Source organism: Nocardiopsis sinuspersici, assembly GCF_001998325.1.
In the GTDB taxonomy this organism is placed as follows: domain Bacteria; phylum Actinomycetota; class Actinomycetes; order Streptosporangiales; family Streptosporangiaceae; genus Nocardiopsis; species Nocardiopsis sinuspersici.
Window position 1 is genome coordinate 848414 of the sequence record NZ_MCOK01000001.1, and the last position, 16554, is coordinate 864967.

The window sequence follows — 16554 nt, forward strand, 5'->3', positions numbered from 1 at the left end:
GGGGCCCGGCCAACGCGCGGGTGGGCCCCGGAGAGAGGGCTACACGAAGCCCGGTACGGCCTTCCAGGCGTCCCCGGCGTCGGGGGCGTCGTCGCGCTCGACGGTGGCCTCGATCTTGCCGTAGGGCCGGTCGGCGGCGAAGAAGACCTCGCCCGGGTTGTCCAGGTCGAAGGGGGACAGGTCCACCAGGAAGTGGTGGTTGTTCGGCATGGAGAAGCGGATCTCGGCGATCTCGGGATGGGCCTCCAGAACGGCCCGGCCCATCTCGTAGAGGCTCTGCTGAAGGGCCAGGCTGTGCGTCCGGGCGAAGGCCTCCAGGCACAGGGCGCGGACGGAGGCGTAGACGGCGTCGAAGTCGTGGTCCACGCCGACGTAGCGCCAGCGGGCGGTGACGTCGGTGGCCAGGATGCGGTCGGTCGTCTCCGGCAGCGTCGTGTACTTGGTCTTGGGGTAGCCGTGGAACTCCGAGCCGGTGGACTTGAGCACGCTCAGGCCCTCGAAGCCGGAGACCACCCACTCCCGGGCGCCGTCCTTGTTGACGACCGTGGTGCGGGTCTCGGCGCCACGGCGGGAGAACGCGTGGTCGTGCGGGCCGTCGGCCGTCTCGATCCGGTCCCAGGAGTACTCGTGGACCTCTTGCCGGGCCCCGTGCACGTAGGAGTGCTCGTCCACGAAGTGCCGCGCCAGGCGCAGGGCGAACTCCTCGATGGCGCCGACGCCGCCCCACTCGCGGGCCTTGGCGTAGACGGTGTTCTTCTGGGTGTCGGTCGGCAGGCACGTGCTGTTGTCGCCGTCGGTGTGGACCGACTCCAGCTCCCCGCGCAGCTGGGAGGTGACGTTGACGTCCTTGATCCGGTGGACGTCGGTGTCGCGGTCGATGTGGACGAGGCGGACCTCGGCCTTGCCGTACTGGTTATCTCCGAGTCGGATGCCCATCAGGGTGAACTCCATCCGTGTGTATACGTGAAGTCGTCATCGTGCGCGCATGCGCGTCGTGCGTACGAGGGAGGACCGCTGCGGTCATGCGGAAGGACCTGTCACGCACTCGAAGATTCAGGTGTCACACCTTGGCTGGGAAACCTCTCCTGTCAGCCGCTCCCCTCGGTCGGGTCGGGATTCGTACCGGTCGTGGCTAGGAGCCCCGGTAGGTCGAGTACGCGAACGGGCTCAGCAGCAGCGGGACGTGGTAGTGCGTGTCCTCGTCGGCGAGGTCGAACACGATGGCGACCTCGGGGTAGAACCCGCGCTGGCCGGTCGCGTCGAAGTAGGCGGCGGTGTCGAAGACGACCCGGTGGAACCCGGCGGCGAGCTGGTCGGGCCCCAGGTCGGGCACGCGTCCGTCGTCGTTGGTGCGTCCCTCGGCGAGGGTCTTCCAGGACCCGCGGCCGCCGTCGGCGGCGGCCTCCAGCCGTACGGGGACGTCGCGGGCGGGACGCCCCAGTGCGGCGTCGAGCACGTGGGTGGTCACATGGCTCATGCGTCCTCCAGGAGTTTGACCAGGCGCAGCCCGGCGATCTTGCGCAGTTCGTCGCCCACCACGTCCAGTTCGGTGTCGCGGTCGTTGGACAGGCGCCCGACCAGGTCGGCCAGGAGCTCGCGGCTGGAGCGGCCGCTGGCGCAGACCAGGTAGATCTGCCCGAACCTGTCCTCGTACTCGCGCTGGGCGTGGGCGAAGATCCGCTGTACGCGTGCCGAGGCGTCGTCGGCGTCGGAGGCGAAGGCGGACTGCTCCCCGCGGGACCAGGCGGATTCGGTGCCGCCGCCCGTGGCCTTCTCCCCGATGCGGGGGTGGCGGGCCAGGGCCGTGGCCACCTCGTCGGCGGTGATCGAGCGCGCGTGCCCGTCGGCGGAGGCCAGCAGGGCGGCCCGGTCGGGGAAGGGCGCCTCGGAGGCGAGGGCCCCGACCCAGCGGTCCACGTTCAGACACTGCGCGAGCCGGGCGCGCAACTCCTCCGCCGGCAGCTTGTTCAGGCGGTCCAGACCCGGGTCGGGTCCGTCCACCCGCTCCTCCGGGGCGGTCTCGGGCATGTGCTCTCCCGTGGCTCGGCGGGCGTCCGCGGTCCTCGGCCCGTGGGCCCCGTGGAACGCTTCCCGAGATTTTCGTAGTGCAGACAAAGAATTCCGTATTGCGGATTGCAGGGACTCTAGTTGATAGCAGTGTGACTCTGTCAACACCCTCGGCGCAATCGTCTGGACGCGAGGAGATCCGTGTCATCGCACCAGGAAGATCCGTATGTCCGCACCAAGGACGGGAGTCCGCGGAGCCCGGGGGAGGGCGGCACGGCGCCGGGCGCCGGCGCGGGCGGCGTCCGGCGGAATACGCGAGGGGTGGTTGACAAGCGGGGGAGGCCGTCGCACACTTCAATCATTCCTTAAAGCGAAAACTACTTTCCACATCGCGAAAGTAGGAGCTGGAGGCAAGGTATGAGCCACACCCTCGGGTACACGGTGAACTGCTCCCTGCTGTTCACCGAACTCCCGCTCCACGAGCGACCCCGGGCCGCACGCGAGGCGGGCTTCGACGCCGTCGAGTTCTGGTGGCCGTTCGAGAGTCCGACCCCGCCCCAGGACGAGGTCGACGCCTTCGTCAAGGCCCTGGACAGGGCCGGGGTCCGCCTCACCGGACTCAACTTCTTCGCCGGGGTGCTTCCCGGCCCCGACCGGGGCGTGCTCTCGCACCCCTCGCGCAGCGCGGAGCTCCGGGCCAACATCGACGTCGTGGTGCGCATCGCCGAGCGCACGGGCGCCACCGGTTTCAACGCCCTCTACGGGTTGCGCCAGCCCGGGACCGATCCCGCCGAACAGGACCGGACCGCGCTGGAGAACACCCTCGCGGCGGCCGCAGCCGTGGCCGGAGTCGGCGGCACCGTGCTCATCGAGCCCATCAGCGGTGCCGAGAGCTATCCGTTGACGACCGCCGCGGACGGACTCGCGTTCGTGGCCCGGGCCAGGGAGGCCGGGGCCGGCAACGTCGCCCTGCTCGCGGACCTGTACCACCTCGTGGTCAACGGCGACGACGTCGGCGCCGTGGTCCGCGACCACGCCGCCGAGTTCGGGCACATCCAGATCGCCGACAGCCCCGGGCGCGGGGAACCCGGCAGCGGGCGGCTGCCGATCGACGAGCTCCTCGCGTCCGCCCAGGACACGGGCTACGACGGCCTCGTCGGCCTGGAGTACAAGCCGACCGTCCCCAGCGAGAAGAGCTTCGGCTGGCGGGACTGAGCAGCCGCTCAACCACCAGCCGCGCAGTACCAGCCACACCAGCACCAGCCACGCAGCACCGAACAGCCACACGAGCACCAGCCACGAAGGGGGCCGACGTGCCCATCAAGAAGATCGCCTTCATCGGTCTCGGCATCATGGGCCTGCCCATGGCCGTCAACCTCGTCCGCGCCGGCTACACCGTCACCGGACACAACCTCACCGACGACCGCGTCGCCGCCCTGGTGGCCGAGGGCGGCCTGCGCGGGGGGAGCATCGCGGAGGCCGTCGCCGACGCCGACGCCGTCATCACCATGGTCCCGGACTCCCCGGACGTGCGGGAGGCCATGCTCGGCGAGGGCGGCGTCTACGACAACGCCAAGCCCGGCACCCTGGTCATCGACATGAGCACCATCCGGCCGGACGTCGCCCGCGAGGTCGCCGAGGCCGGGACCGCGCGCGGCCTGCGCGTCCTGGACGCCCCGGTCAGCGGCGGCGAGGCCGGCGCCGTCGAGGCCAAGCTCTCCATCATGGTCGGCGGGGACCAGGCCGACTTCGACGCGGCCCGGCCCGTCTTCGACGTCCTGGGCAGCACCCCGGTCCTGGTCGGCCCGAGCGGCTCCGGCCAGACGGTCAAGGCCGCCAACCAGCTCATCGTCGCGGGCAACATCCAGCTCCTGGCCGAGGCCCTGGTCTTCCTGGAGGCGCACGGGGTGGACACCGAGGCCGGCCTGGAGGTCCTGGGCGGCGGGCTCGCGGGCAGCACCGTGCTCCAGCGCAAGGGCAAGGCCATGCGCGAGCGCGACTTCGCCCCGGGCTTTCGCATCGCCCTGCACGACAAGGACATGCGCATCGTCACCGACTCCGCGCACGCCGCGGGCATCTCGATCCCGCTCGGCGCGCAGGTGGCGCAGTACGTCGCCGCGCTGAAGGCCCAGGGCCACGGATCGCTCGACCACTCCGCGCTGCTGAAGATCGTGGAGCAGCTCTCCGGCCGGTAACGGCCCCGATCCGCACGGCTTCTCTCCACTCCTTTCTCCGCACGGCCCCGCGTCGGGGTCCCCGGTGTTGGCCGCACCAGGGACACCGCCGGCGCGGCAGCCGGCCCGCGACACCCCTAGCACCGCTTTCCCTCCGGGGCTCCGCCTCGCCGCCCCCGTGCCCGTGCGTCCCGAGGGCGCCCGAAGGCTCCCGCCTTCGGGCGCCCGGACCGCGGCGCGGGGCCGGCGGGCGTCCGAGAGCCCCAGTACCGAAGGGTTCACTTCCCATGCCACAGATGCCCGCGATGAACGCGGTCGTGGAGGTCCTCAAGGACGAGGGCGTCGACACCGCCTTCGGCTGCCCCGGGGCAGCCATCCTGCCGCTCTACAAGGCGATGGAACAGGTCGGCGGTATCGAGCACCTGACCGTCCGCCACGAGGAGGGCGCCACCCACATGGCCGACGGCTGGTCACGTACCACCGGCAAGGTCGGCGTGGCCATCGGCACCTCCGGTCCCGCCGGGACCAACATGATCACCGGCCTGTACACGGCCATCGCGGACTCCGTCCCGATCGTGTGCATCACCGGCCAGCAGCGCACCGACCTGCTGGACAAGGAGGGCTTCCAGGCGGTCGACATCGTCGAGATCGCCAAGCCCGTCACCAAGTGGGCCGTCCAGATCAAGGAGGCCGCCACCGCGCCCTGGGTCTTCCGCGAGGCGTTCCGCATCGCGCGGCAGGGCCGTCCCGGCCCGGTGCTGGTGGACATCCCGCTGGACGTCGCCCAGCGGATGATCGACTACGACCCAGCCATCGACGCCCCGCTGAAGGTCAACACGGTCGAGCCGCACCCGCCGCGGGTCGAGCGCGCGCTGGACATGCTGCTGGAGGCCGAGCGCCCGCTGATCCTCGCCGGAGGCGGCGTGATCCTGGCCGAGGCCTCCGAGGAGCTGCGCGAGCTGGCCGAGCAGCTCCAGGTGCCGGTGCAGGTCACGCTCATGGGCAAGGGCTCCTTCGACGAGGACTCGCCCCTGTACTCCGGTATGACCGGCGTGCAGACCTCCCAGCGCTACGGCAACGCCTCCTTCCTGGAGTCGGACCTGGTGCTGGCCGTGGGCGCGAGGTTCGCCGACCGCCACACCGGTCAGATCGACGTCTACCGGGGCGAGCGCAAGTTCGTCCACGTCGACATCGAGGCCACCCAGCTCGGCCGGGTCTTCGAACCCGACCTGGGGGTGGTCTCCGACGCCAAGGTGTTCCTCCGCGAGCTGCTGGCCGCCGCGAGGCGCCGTGACGTGAGGGCGAGTGTGCGGCCCTGGATCGACCGGATCGGTGAGCTCAAGGCCACCCTGACCCGGCGCGAGGACTACGACACGGTTCCGGTCAAGGCCCCGCGCGTGTACAAGGAGATCAACGAGGTCTTCGACGAGGACACCTACTTCGTCACCGCGATCGGCCTCTACCAGATCTGGGGCGGCCAGCACCAGAAGGCGCACAAGCCGCGCCACTACCAGATCTGCGGCCAGGCGGGCCCGCTCGGCTGGGAGATCCCCGCCGCCATCGGCGTCAAGAAGGCCCTGAAGGAGACCGAGCCCGACGCCGAGGTCGTGGGCATCGTCGGCGACTACGGCTTCCAGTACATGGTCGAGGAACTGGCCGTGGCCGCCCAGTACGACGTCCCCTACGTGATCATCATGCTCAACAACGAGTACCTGGGCCTGATCCGCCAGGCCTCGATCGGGTTCGACATGAACTACCAGGTGGACATCCACTACGACGAGTACGGCACCGACAACGTCAAGCTGATGGAGGCCTACGGCTGCTCGGGCCGCCGCGTGTGGGAGCCCGGCCAGATCCGTGAGTCCCTGGAGTGGGCCCGCAAACAGGCCCAGGCCACCTCGCGGCCGGTGCTGGTCGAGATCATGATCGAGCGCGAGGCCAACACCCCGCACGGCCCCGCGATCGACGCGGTGAAGGAGTTCGAGCCGGTTCCCGGCGCCTGATCCCCGCTCCCAGGGACCCGGACGGGGAGGGGGCCGCCTCCCCGTCCGGGCACCCGCGCTGGTGAATCCCCCGTTACGGGGTTGTGTCCGGAGTGTGTCGTGACGTGCGTTTTCTCCAGCCCGCACCTGGGGAAACGTGGGAAACACGTGGACGACGGGACCGCCGTGTCAGAGAGCGGGCGAACGCAACGGACCCGTCGTCGGCACTCTCGGAAGTTGGAAGAGCATGTTCCCCCACACGCGTCTCCTCACGGCGGCCGCGGTCGCGGCCGCCGCACTCACCCTCTCCGCCTGTTCCCCCGACGGCGGATCGGAGGAGGAGTTCCACCAACTGCTGGTGGAGAACGGCTTCCCGGGCGAGGAGCTGAGGATCACGCCACCGGACTCCCAGGGGTTCTGGTGGGCCACCTACGACGTCAACGAGGACTGTCAGTTGCAGTTCAAGTGGAACGGCGAGGATCCCGTCATGCTCTACGGAGCCCAGACGGCCGGCTACCTCCAGGAGGCTCCGGAGGAGACCTACGTGAAGGACTTCGGCGCCGACGACGTCCAGCGGGCCTGTGAGGGGAAGTTCTGACCGGTGCCGGCTCCGGGCCGCGTGCCCGGGACCGGCACCGGTGGGTCAGCCGCAGTGGGCCGCCTCCGCGCCGATGATCCGGTACGGGCAGTCCGCGTAGTCGAGCAGGCGCAGCACGGCCTCCTCGTTGCGCGCGGTCTCGCGCCCGACCACCGACGAGGGCGGGTAGAAGCCGCCCTCCCAGGCGCTGCCGGGGTACATCTCGAAGGCGAAGTTGACGATGCGCTGGTCGCCCCAGAGCCAGTCGCTGATCGACCCGTCGGTGACGTAGAGGTCGCTGGACTGCTGGGGCGTGTACCCGTTGGCCTCGGCCATGTACTCGCCCAGGGCCTCGTGGGTCCGGTACTCCTCCGCGGTCATCCCGTCCACGACGGAGCCGTAGGTGTGGCCGAACGGCCACAGGATGAGTTCGCTGTAGGTGTGGAAGTCCACGGCGGTGGTGATCTGCTGTTCACCGCCGACGACCCGTCCCCGCACGAAGTCGGCGACCGCGCGCACCTCGGTCGCGGACTCGGGCGCGGAGCCGCGGTAGGTGACGCCGCCCGGGTCGCCCGAGGAACCGCCGCAGCAGCCCCACATGTAGTCCCAGTTGCGGTTGAGGTCGGTGCCCAGAGCGGAGGAGCCCCGGTTGGGCTGCCGGTTCTTGCGCCAGTTGCGCCAGTCCGTGCCCGCCATGTCGTACTCGCTGCCGTCGGGGTTGACGTTGGGCAGGATCCAGATCTCGCGGCTGTCGACCAGCCCGGTGATCCGCCCGTCCTCGCCGTACCCCTCGGTGAGCATGCGCATGAGGTGGACGGCCATCTCCACGGTGAGGTGCTCGCGCGCGTGCTGGGCGTGGACGAACAGCACCTCGGGCTCGTCCTCGTCCGCGTTCGCGTTGTCACTGATCCTGACCGCGACCAGGTCGCGTCCCTCATGGGAGCGCCCGATGACCGACTTCGTCGCGATGCCGGGGTTCTCGGCCACCACCTGGTCGACGACGCCGAGCAGTTCGTCGTAGGTGGTGTACCCCGGGTCGGGGCCGGCGAGGGGGACCGGCGGGTCGAACTCCTCGACGCCGTAGCCGAGCCGGCCGATCTCCGCGGCGCCGTCGGGAGTCGCGGTGACCAGGACCGAGTCGTCACCGACCTGGTCGACGGCGGCGCCGGTGGCGGCGATCTCCGTACGGTCCTGGGCGGTGAGCGCGCCGTGGACCTCGTAGAGGTCATAGGCCGGTTCGGCGGCGGCACCCGGGGCCAGGGTGCCCAGGAGCAGGGCGCCGACGGCCGCGGGAACAAGGGTTCTTCGAAGGGGACTGAGGGCCACGATGCCTCCGTGAGCGGGGGTGAGGCGTCGGATACGTGGCGTTATTGCAAAAGAAAGCCATGCGTTCTGTCAATATGGCTAACTTTCTGTCACATGCGTGGCGAACTGACTTGTTTAGCCCTTGGGGCAGGTGAAGCCTGCTCCGCGCTCGCACGCACAGGCGCGCCCCGTGGCCGCATCCGGCCACGGGGAGTCCGGGGCGGATCAGATCCGCTGGAGCAAGGTGTGCCGTGACCTTCGTGGCGGACGGTGGTACCCGGCGGGGAGGCGGACGGCGCCCCCTCCTAACGTGAGGGCGTCCCGAGGGCGCGGCCCTCACACCCCCAGATCCACGGAGCCCCCATGAGCGACCTGTTCGATCCAGTCGGGATCGGCCGGATGCAGCCGCCCAACCGCCTGTTCATGGCACCGATGACCCGCTCGCGCTCCCGCGGCGGCATCCCGGGCGACCTGGTCGCCGAGTACTACGCCCAGCGCGCCTCGGCCGGACTGATCATCACCGAGGGGATCCAGCCCAGCGTCCGCGGCCAGGGCTACACCGACACCCCGGGCCTGCACAGCGCCGAGCAGACCGAGGCGTGGAAGCGCGTCACCGACGCCGTCCACGAGAGAGGGGGCCGTGTCTTCGCGCAGATCATGCACGCGGGCCGGGTGGGCCACCCCGTCCTCTACCCCGACGGCGGCCTGCCGGTCGGCCCCTCCGCCGTCCGCTCGGGCGCGTCCCTGTTCGACGGTGAGAGGAAACTTCCGCACCCGGTGCCGCGCGAGATGACCGCCTCCGACATCGCCGAGGCCCTGGACGACTTCGCCTCCGCCGCACGGAACGCCCTCACCGCCGGATTCGACGGGGTGGAGGTGCACGGCGCCAACGGCTACCTCATCCAGCAGTTCCTCGCCGACGGCAGCAACCGGCGCACCGACGACTACGGCGGCAGCGCCGAGAACAGGGCCCGTTTCGCGGTGGAGGCCGTGGAAGCCGTCGCCGACACCGTCGGCGCCGACCGCACGGGCCTGCGCGTCTCCCCGGGCACCGCCTTCAACGGCATCAGCGAGAGCGACCCCCTGGAGCAGTACCTCGCCCTGCTCGACGGACTGCGGCACCGCTCCCGCGACCTGGCCTACCTGCACCTGACCGAGTCGGGATCGGCCGAGTACACCCAGCGGCTGCGCAAGGAGTGGGCGGGCGCGTTCGTGCTCAACACCGCCTCCGGAACCGACCTCGGCCCCGCCACCGCGGCCCTGGCCGAGGAGCGGGCGGACGCCGTCGCAGTGGCCACGGCCTGGATCGCCAATCCCGACCTTCCCGCCCGGATCCGGGCCGGAGGGCCCTTCAACGCGCCCGACCGGGCCACCTACTACGGCGGCGGCCACCGCGGCTACACCGACTACCCGTACCTGGGGGACTGAGCCCGCGCGACGAGAAATCCCGCCGACGGTACCGGCCCGGCCGCCGGCGCGCCGTGTGGCGCGCCCGGCGGCGGCCTCGGGTGTTGGCCGCACCCTGGGTCCCGTCGGCGGGATCTGCAACAACCCCCCTAGCACTGAAGGGTTCACCGAAATGGTACAGACCTCTGGGGAGTCTCTCGAAATCGAGGTACCTGTAGTGGCGCGGCCGACGGCGCCGCGCCCCGCCGGTCGGGGAACCTCCAGGTCAGGTGACATGCGTCCCACCATGTGGACGTGATGTACCAGGATCTCGTGCCGGTCTGCTAGCGTGATGACCACTATGCTGCGCGAGCTGCTTCTCCTTAGCGGCCGCGGCGGGGGTCGTTAAAAGGTCGGCTCCCTCGCCGCGGGACTTCGGCTTGCCCTGGTCGACCGTGACCACGCGCCAGAACCACCCCGAGGAGCCACCGAGATGGTGCCGCAGCAAAAGCCCAGCCCCATGCCCTCCCACCGCTACGCGCCCTTCGCGCCGGTGGACCTGCCCGACCGCACCTGGCCGACGAAGACCATCACCGAGGCACCGCGCTGGCTGTCCACGGACCTGCGCGACGGCAACCAGGCGCTGATCGAGCCCATGGACCCCGCCCGCAAGCACGAGATGTTCGCGCTGCTGGTCCGCATGGGCTACAAGGAGATCGAGGTCGGCTTCCCCTCCGCCAGCCAGACCGACTTCGACTTCGTCCGGTCGCTGATCGAGGGGGACCTGATCCCCGACGACGTGCAGATCTCGGTGCTGACCCAGGCCCGCGAGGACCTGATCGAGCGCACCGTGCAGAGCCTGGTCGGCGCCAAGCGCGCCACCGTGCACCTGTACAACGCCACCGCGCCCACCTTCCGGCGCGTCGTCTTCCGGGTGGACCGGGAGGCCTGCAAGGGGATCGCCGTCGAGGGCACCCGGCACGTCGTGCGCTTCGCCGAGCAGTACCTGGAGGGAACCGAGTACTTCGGCTACGAGTACTCGCCCGAGATCTTCGTCGACACCGAGCTGGACTTCGCCCTGGAGGTCTGCGAGGCCGTCATGGACGTCTGGCGGCCCGGCCCGGGACGCGAGATCATCCTGAACCTGCCCGCCACCGTCGAGCGCTCCACGCCCAACGTCTACGCCGACCAGATCGAGTGGATGAGCCGCAACCTGTCGCGGCGCGAGCACGTGGTCCTGTCGGTACACCCGCACAACGACCGCGGCACCGGCGTGGCCTCGGCCGAGCTGGCCGTCATGGCCGGGGCCGACCGCGTCGAGGGCTGCCTGTTCGGGCACGGGGAGCGCACCGGCAACGTCTGCCTGGTCACCCTGGGCATGAACCTGTTCAGCCAGGGCGTGGACCCCATGATCGACTTCTCGGGGATCGACGAGATCCGCCGCACCGTCGAGCACTGCACCCAGCTGCCGGTCGCCCCGCGCCACCCCTACGGCGGCGACCTGGTCTACACCGCCTTCTCCGGCTCCCACCAGGACGCCATCAAGAAGGGCTTCGCCGCCCAGGAGGAGCAGGCCGACTGGGACGTGCCCTACCTGCCCATCGACCCCAAGGACGTGGGCCGCAACTACGAGGCGGTCATCCGGGTCAACAGCCAGTCCGGCAAGGGCGGCGTCTCCTACATCATGCAGCGCGACCACGCGCTGGACCTGCCGCGCCGCCTGCAGATCGAGTTCTCCCAGGTCATCCAGAAGTTCACCGACGCCGAGGGCGGCGAGTTCGCAGCCGAGCGCATCTGGGAGATCTTCTCCACGACCTACCTGTCCGACCACGGTCCGGTCGCGGTGCTGGCGCACCGCTCCTCCACCGACGGCGACGGCACGTACCGGATCGAGGCCGACGCCCGGGTCAACGGCGAGATCCGGGAACTGACCGGTACCGGCAACGGTCCGATCTCCGCGTTCTGCGACGCCCTGGCCGACGTGGACGTCAAGGTCCGCGTCATGGACTACGTGGAGCACTCCATGGGCGGGGACGGCGATGCCCGCGCCGCCGCCTACGTGGAGGCCGACATCGACGGCCAGGTGGTGTGGGGCGTGGGTATCCACAGCAGCATCACCACGGCCTCGCTGAAGGCCCTGTGCAGCGCCATCGGCCGCGCCTGACACGGCCTCGCGGCCGGTCCGGCGGCGTACCGGGACCCGGAGCCGCCGCCTCGACGCGGCGGCTCCGGAGCCCGGATCACCATGGGCGGTAGGTCCGTGGCCCCGTGGCGGCGGGATTCTGCGGGCGGTACTTCCGCGGCTTCCCTCTCCTGTTCGGAGCCCGGCCGCCGCACCCTGTCCGCGCACGGGGGGCCGCCTCCCACAGGGGGGCGGCCCCGCCGTGTGTGCGCGCCGGTGCCCGGGTCCTGCTCGGTGGACCCGGTCCTGTGCCGCTGGGGCGGCGGGGGCGCCTGGAGGCTTCGCGGGTGCGCCCGTGGAGGTCGAGGGCGAGGGTTCCCGTGCCTTCGGCGTCCGAGCACGGGGCGGAGCGCAGCCTCAAGGAAGCACGGCCTACTCCCAGCCGAACATCTGGGTCCACGCGTCGCCGGACTCGCCGACGCCGATCGAGACCAGGTCGCAGTTGAGGATGTTCCTGCGGTGCCCGTCGCTGTTCATCCAGGCGTCCATCACCTGCTGGGGGCTGGTCTGCCCCTTGGCGACGTTCTCCGCGCCCCAGGCGTCGTAGCCGTGGCGCCGGGCGCGGTCGCCCGGGCCCTCGCCCTCGGGGTTCTCGTGGCTCATGTAGTCGCGCCGGGCCATGTCCTCGCTGTGCTCCTGCGCGGCGGCGGTCAGCCGCGGGTCCACCGTCAGCGGACCGCACCCGGCCTCGGCGCGCTCGTCGTTGGCCAGGGTCACGACCTGGTCGGCCACCGAGCCGGCGGAGGAGCCGGAAACGCCGCCGTCCCCCTCGCCGCGGCCCCCGTTCCCGTCGCCGCCCGGGCCCTCGCCCCCGTCAGCGCCTCCGGAGCCGTTCCCGTCGCTGCCACCGCCGTCGCCGCCGTCGCTTCCCCCGCCACCGGAGTCCTCCGGAATCGAGGAGGCCGTCACGTCCGCGCTCTGCGGCTCGCTGTCGCCGGAGGGCGTCGGCTCCCGCTCCTGCCCCGGCTCCTCCGGTGCCGTGGTGGGCCGGGCGAAGAAGTCGTCGTCCTCGGACGCCTCGGGCGGGGCCCCGGCGGAGGGGACACCGGTCTGGTCCCCCACCTGGCCGTCCGCCGTGTTCTGGAAGGGGTTGAGGCCCTCGCCCACCCCGCTGACCAGCAGTGCGCCCGCCAGCACCAGGCCGACCGGCACGGCGGCCAGGGAGACCGCGAGTGCCGCCCCGCGGCGCTGACGCCCGCCGCGGGGGGAGCGGTGTCCGGGGGCGCTCATCCTGCGCCTGCCTCGACGACCACGCGCCATGTCGCTCTCCTTGGGATGGGATCGGTCGGGTACCGCGGGAGGGTCGGGGCCTCCCGCGGTGGTGGGAGGCCTCCTCCCACGGCCCGTGCTGTCGGTGCCCGTGGCCACACGGGTTCCCGGTGGCCGGTGTCGGGAGCGCGCGTACGCGCGCGGTGGCGCCGGAGTGCCGCGGGGGAAGGGCGGCGGGCCCGACAAGGGACGCCCTAGCGCGTGAGAGTAGAGCAAATGTCCCGATAAGGGAAACCAAACTGTAATAAACCTGGTCAAGATGGGGTCCACGGGGCGACCGTCCGCGCGGACGGTCCGTGGTATCCGCGACAATGGGGGGGTGAGTCTCTACCGCGACGAGGGTGTCGTCCTGCGCAACCAGAAACTGGGCGAGGCCGACCGCATCATCACCCTCCTGACCCGAAGAACCGGCCTGGTGCGCGCCGTCGGCAAGGGCGTGCGCCGCACCAAGTCCCGCTTCGGTGCCCGGCTGGAACCGTGCACCCACGTCGACCTGCAACTGCACACCGGCCGGACCCTGGACGTCATCACGCAGGCCGAGACGCTGCGCTCCTACGGCAAGGCGGTCGTGACCGACTACTCCCGCTACACCGCCGCGACCGCGATGCTGGAGACCGCCGAGAAGGTCGTCTCCGTGGAGAAGGACCCGGCACTGCGCCAGTTCCTCCTGCTCATCGGCGCACTGCGTACCCTGGGGGAGGGCGGCCACGACTCCCGGCTGGTCCTGGACGCCTACCTGCTCCGCTCGCTCGCCGTCGCCGGATACGCTCCGTCGCTGGACGAGTGCGCCCGTTGCGGCAGCAGGGGAGAGCACCGCGCGTTCGCGGTCCACGCCGGCGGTATGGTCTGCTCCGTGTGCCGTCCCCACGGCTCCGTGCACCCTTCCCCGGACACGCTCCGACTGATGTCGGCCCTGCTCGGAGGAGACTGGGACGGCGCGGACGCCAGCGAGGGCAGGCACCGCTCCGAGTGCAGCGGGTTGGTCGCGGCCTACCTGCAGTGGCACCTGGAGAACGGAATCCGATCACTGCGCCACGTGGAGCGTTCTTGAGTCTGTTCAGCTTCGACAAACGGCGGGAGTACACCGCGCCCGTCCCGCACCCCAGCGGCGCGCGTCCCCCCGAACTGCCCGCCGCCCTGGTGCCCCGGCACGTGGCGGTGGTCATGGACGGCAACGGCCGCTGGGCCAAGGACCGCGGGCTGGCGCGCACCGAGGGGCACAAGGCCGGTGAGTCCTCGCTCTTCGACGTGATCGAGGGCGCCCTGGAGATGGGCATCCCCAACCTGTCCGCCTACGCCTTCTCCACCGAGAACTGGAAGCGCTCCCCGGACGAGGTGCGCTTCCTGCTGGGCTTCAACCGCGACACCATCCGCAGGCGCCGTGACGCCCTGCACGCGCGCGGAGTCCGCGTCAAGTGGGCCGGGCGCCCGGGACGGCTGTGGAAGAGCGTCATCAGGGAGCTCCAGGACGCCGAGGAGATGACGAGGGACAACACCGGGCTCACCCTCCAGTTCTGCGTGAACTACGGCGGTCAGGCCGAGATCGTCGACGCCGCGCGCGAGATGGCCCGCAAGGCCGCGGCGGGACTGCTCTCCCCGGACAAGATCACCGAGGACACCCTCTCCCAGCACCTGTACGCCCCCGACGTCCCGCCCGTGGACCTGTTCGTGCGCTCCTCCGGTGAGCAGCGCACGTCCAACTTCCTCCTCTGGCAGTCCGCCTACGCCGAGTTCGTGTTCCTGGACACGCTCTGGCCCGACTTCGACCGCCGCGACCTGTGGCGGGCCTGTGAGATCTACGCGAGCAGGGACCGCCGCTACGGCGGCGCCGTGCCCAACCCCGTACCGGAGGAGAAGAAGTGAAGTCAGCGCAGGACGGCTCGGTGCTCAGGCCGGGGATGTCGCTCGTGTCGGTGGGGGACAGCTTCACCGAGGGCGTGGGCGACCCCTACCCGGGCCCGGGGGCGGAGTTCCGCGGGTGGGCGGACCGGCTGGCCGAGCACCTGGCGGACCACCTGGGTGAGATCCGGTACGCGAACCTGGCGGTGCGCGGCAAGCTGATGCGCCAGATCGTCACCGACCAGATCCCGCCCGCCCTGGCGATGTCCCCCGACCTGGTCACCCTGAGCGCGGGCGGCAACGACCTGCTGCGCCCGGGCGGCGACCCCGAGCGGATGGCCCGGGTCCTGGACCACACGGTCGGGCGCCTGCGGGACGCGGGGAGCCAGGTCGTCCTGTTCACCGGCGTCAACGTCACCACGGGCTACATGCGCGGCACCATCGGCCTGTTCGCGCGCTACTACATGCACGTGCGCGCCGTCGCCGACAAGCACGGCTGCTTCCTGGTGGACCAGTGGCCGATGAAGGCGCTCACCGACGCCCGCGCCTGGGACGCGGACCGGCTGCACATGTCCCCGGAGGGGCACCGGCGCCTGGCCCTGCGCGTGGCCGAGGTGCTGGGCGTGCCGGTGACGGAGCGCTGGGACGAGCCGTGGCCCGCGCTGGAGCCGGTCCGCTGGTCCCGGGCGCGCCGGGACGACCTGACCTGGGTGAAGGAGTCGCTCGGTCCGTGGATCGGGCGCCGCCTGACGGGGCGCTCCTCCGGGGACGCGGTCACGGCCAAGTACCCGGAACTGACCCGGATCACCAAGGACCGCTGACCGCCCCGGTGTGACGTGGCACCCAAAAACCGGAGAAGCGTCAACCTACTGTCGCGTAACCCGGGCACGGGGTTGCATCATCGTTCACCATGATCGGTTTTGGGACGGACGCGGCGCAGCAGGACATCATCTCCTACGTCGCCCTCGGTGACAGCTTCACCGAGGGTATGAGCGACCCCTACCCGGACAGCGACAGCGTGCCCAACGGCCGCTACCGGGGCTGGGCCGACCGGGTGGCCGAGCACCTCGCGGACCACGTCGCCGAGGTGCGCTACGCCAACCTGGCCGTGCGCGGGAAGCTCATCGACCAGGTCATCGCGGAGCAGGTCCCCCGGGCCGTCGAGCTCGCACCGGACCTGATCACGCTGTGCGCGGGCGGCAACGACATCATCCGACCCGGTTCCGACCCCGACTCCGTGGCCGTGGCCTTCGCCGGAGCCGTGGAGGAGCTGAGCCGGACCGGGGCGCGCATCGTCGTCTTCACCGGGTTCGACACCAACTGGCAGCCGGTGATGCGCCACATGCGCGGCAGGATCGCCACCTACAACATGCACCTGCGGGCCATCGCCGACCGCTACGGCTGCGAGGTGGTCGACGTGTGGAGCATGCGGATCCTCGACGACGCCCGCGCCTGGAGCGGGGACCGCCTGCACCTGTCCTCGGAGGGGCACCGCCGTATGGCCCTGCGCGTGTGCGAGGTGCTCGGGGTGCCGGCGGAGGGCGACTGGAAGGAGCCCTGGCCGGTGGCGGAGCCCCGCCACTGGCGGGCCGCGCGCCAGGAGGACCTGTACTGGGCCCGTGAGTTCCTGGTGCCGTGGATCGGCCGCCGCCTCACCGGCCGTTCCTCGGGAGACAACGTGCGTCCCAAGCGTCCCAGCCTGGAGCCGCTGCGCCTGCACCGCGAATAGCACCGCGGCCGGGGCCCACCCGGTGATCCCCGCCCTCGGCGGCACCCTCGACCGCCGACAGTGCCCCTGGGAGCGGGACCGTCGCCGTCGGGCGCGTCGCCGGG

Annotated in this window: 15 protein-coding genes; 10 read left to right on the forward strand and 5 right to left on the reverse strand. The window is 71.2% G+C overall.

Translation table 11 applies throughout. The features are described 5' to 3' along the window. Positions 1-39: 39 nt before the first annotated feature. The 3 genes from pucL to uraD all read right to left on the reverse strand — a co-directional run bounded on the left by pucL (position 40) and on the right by uraD (position 2028). The gene (gene pucL, locus NOSIN_RS03575; RefSeq protein WP_077693383.1) at positions 40-936 is read right to left on the reverse strand and encodes a factor-independent urate hydroxylase; all 897 of its coding nucleotides are present in this window, start codon (positions 934-936) and stop codon (positions 40-42) included. Between the two features lie 196 nt (positions 937-1132). Then, a complete protein-coding gene (gene uraH, locus NOSIN_RS03580; RefSeq protein WP_077689364.1) occupies positions 1133-1477 on the reverse strand; it encodes a hydroxyisourate hydrolase in 345 nt (114 codons plus the stop codon). Beyond that, a complete protein-coding gene (uraD, locus tag NOSIN_RS03585; RefSeq protein WP_077689365.1) occupies positions 1474-2028 on the reverse strand; it encodes a 2-oxo-4-hydroxy-4-carboxy-5-ureidoimidazoline decarboxylase in 555 nt (184 codons plus the stop codon). The genes uraH and uraD overlap by 4 nt, the downstream gene beginning before the upstream one ends. Before the next feature lie 396 nt (positions 2029-2424). Between uraD and NOSIN_RS03590 the strand changes: the two genes are divergently transcribed. The 4 genes from NOSIN_RS03590 (at position 2425) to NOSIN_RS03605 (ending at position 6761) form a co-directional block, all read left to right on the forward strand. Beyond that, complete coding sequence (locus NOSIN_RS03590; RefSeq protein ID WP_077689366.1) at positions 2425-3222, forward strand: hydroxypyruvate isomerase family protein; 798 nt, start codon at positions 2425-2427, stop codon at positions 3220-3222. Between the two features lie 98 nt (positions 3223-3320). After that, positions 3321-4202: a 2-hydroxy-3-oxopropionate reductase gene (locus NOSIN_RS03595; RefSeq protein ID WP_077689367.1), complete on the forward strand. Its 882-nt coding sequence runs from the start codon at positions 3321-3323 to the stop codon at positions 4200-4202. Positions 4203-4468: 266 nt separating this feature from the next. After that, the gene (gcl, locus tag NOSIN_RS03600; protein ID WP_077689368.1) at positions 4469-6184 is read left to right on the forward strand and encodes a glyoxylate carboligase; all 1716 of its coding nucleotides are present in this window, start codon (positions 4469-4471) and stop codon (positions 6182-6184) included. Positions 6185-6410: 226 nt separating this feature from the next. Next, complete coding sequence (locus tag NOSIN_RS03605; protein ID WP_077689369.1) at positions 6411-6761, forward strand: hypothetical protein; 351 nt, start codon at positions 6411-6413, stop codon at positions 6759-6761. 45 nt (positions 6762-6806) lie between these two features. Here the strand turns inward: NOSIN_RS03605 and NOSIN_RS03610 are convergent, their stop codons facing one another. After that, on the reverse strand, positions 6807-8069 hold the full coding sequence (locus NOSIN_RS03610; RefSeq protein ID WP_143832843.1) for a M14 family metallopeptidase: 1263 nt from the start codon (positions 8067-8069) through the stop codon (positions 6807-6809). Positions 8070-8408: 339 nt separating this feature from the next. Between NOSIN_RS03610 and NOSIN_RS03615 the strand changes: the two genes are divergently transcribed. Both NOSIN_RS03615 and leuA read left to right on the forward strand, forming a co-directional pair. After that, a complete protein-coding gene (locus NOSIN_RS03615; protein ID WP_077689371.1) occupies positions 8409-9473 on the forward strand; it encodes an alkene reductase in 1065 nt (354 codons plus the stop codon). A 451-nt stretch (positions 9474-9924) separates the two neighbouring features. Continuing rightward, positions 9925-11595: a 2-isopropylmalate synthase gene (gene leuA, locus NOSIN_RS03620; RefSeq protein WP_077689372.1), complete on the forward strand. Its 1671-nt coding sequence runs from the start codon at positions 9925-9927 to the stop codon at positions 11593-11595. 390 nt (positions 11596-11985) lie between these two features. On the opposite strand, the gene NOSIN_RS03625 is transcribed toward leuA, so the two are convergent. After that, entirely contained in the window at positions 11986-12873 is an 888-nt protein-coding gene (locus NOSIN_RS03625) for a CAP domain-containing protein (RefSeq protein ID WP_077689373.1), read from the reverse strand. Positions 12874-13201: 328 nt separating this feature from the next. On the opposite strand from NOSIN_RS03625, the gene recO reads away from it, so the two are divergent. The 4 genes from recO to NOSIN_RS03645 all read left to right on the forward strand — a co-directional run bounded on the left by recO (position 13202) and on the right by NOSIN_RS03645 (position 16450). Next, positions 13202-13933 carry a DNA repair protein RecO gene (gene recO, locus NOSIN_RS03630; protein ID WP_077689374.1) on the forward strand — a complete coding sequence of 244 codons (732 nt, stop codon included), beginning with the start codon at positions 13202-13204 and terminating at the stop codon, positions 13931-13933. Beyond that, positions 13930-14745, forward strand: coding sequence for an isoprenyl transferase (locus tag NOSIN_RS03635; protein WP_077689375.1), 816 nt, complete (start codon positions 13930-13932; stop codon positions 14743-14745). Before recO ends, NOSIN_RS03635 begins: the two co-directional genes overlap by 4 nt. A 35-nt stretch (positions 14746-14780) precedes the next feature. Then, positions 14781-15542 carry an SGNH/GDSL hydrolase family protein gene (locus NOSIN_RS03640; RefSeq protein WP_077693384.1) on the forward strand — a complete coding sequence of 254 codons (762 nt, stop codon included), beginning with the start codon at positions 14781-14783 and terminating at the stop codon, positions 15540-15542. Positions 15543-15631: 89 nt separating this feature from the next. Continuing rightward, complete coding sequence (locus tag NOSIN_RS03645; protein WP_077689376.1) at positions 15632-16450, forward strand: SGNH/GDSL hydrolase family protein; 819 nt, start codon at positions 15632-15634, stop codon at positions 16448-16450. The last annotated feature ends 104 nt before the right edge of the window (positions 16451-16554 follow it).

Bases quoted from the DNA above. Each gene is read 5' to 3' on its own strand.
- pucL (WP_077693383.1), bottom strand. From the start codon at position 936: ATGGGCATCCGACTCGGAGATAACCAGTACGGCAAGGCCGAGGTCCGC.
- uraH (WP_077689364.1), bottom strand. From the start codon at position 1,477: ATGAGCCATGTGACCACCCACGTGCTCGACGCCGCACTGGGGCGTCCC.
- uraD (WP_077689365.1), bottom strand. From the start codon at position 2,028: ATGCCCGAGACCGCCCCGGAGGAGCGGGTGGACGGACCCGACCCGGGT.
- NOSIN_RS03590 (WP_077689366.1), top strand. From the start codon at position 2,425: ATGAGCCACACCCTCGGGTACACGGTGAACTGCTCCCTGCTGTTCACC.
- gcl (WP_077689368.1), top strand. From the start codon at position 4,469: ATGCCACAGATGCCCGCGATGAACGCGGTCGTGGAGGTCCTCAAGGAC.
- NOSIN_RS03605 (WP_077689369.1), top strand. From the start codon at position 6,411: ATGTTCCCCCACACGCGTCTCCTCACGGCGGCCGCGGTCGCGGCCGCC.
- NOSIN_RS03615 (WP_077689371.1), top strand. From the start codon at position 8,409: ATGAGCGACCTGTTCGATCCAGTCGGGATCGGCCGGATGCAGCCGCCC.
- leuA (WP_077689372.1), top strand. From the start codon at position 9,925: ATGGTGCCGCAGCAAAAGCCCAGCCCCATGCCCTCCCACCGCTACGCG.
- NOSIN_RS03625 (WP_077689373.1), bottom strand. From the start codon at position 12,873: ATGGCGCGTGGTCGTCGAGGCAGGCGCAGGATGAGCGCCCCCGGACAC.
- NOSIN_RS03640 (WP_077693384.1), top strand. From the start codon at position 14,781: ATGTCGCTCGTGTCGGTGGGGGACAGCTTCACCGAGGGCGTGGGCGAC.
- NOSIN_RS03645 (WP_077689376.1), top strand. From the start codon at position 15,632: ATGATCGGTTTTGGGACGGACGCGGCGCAGCAGGACATCATCTCCTAC.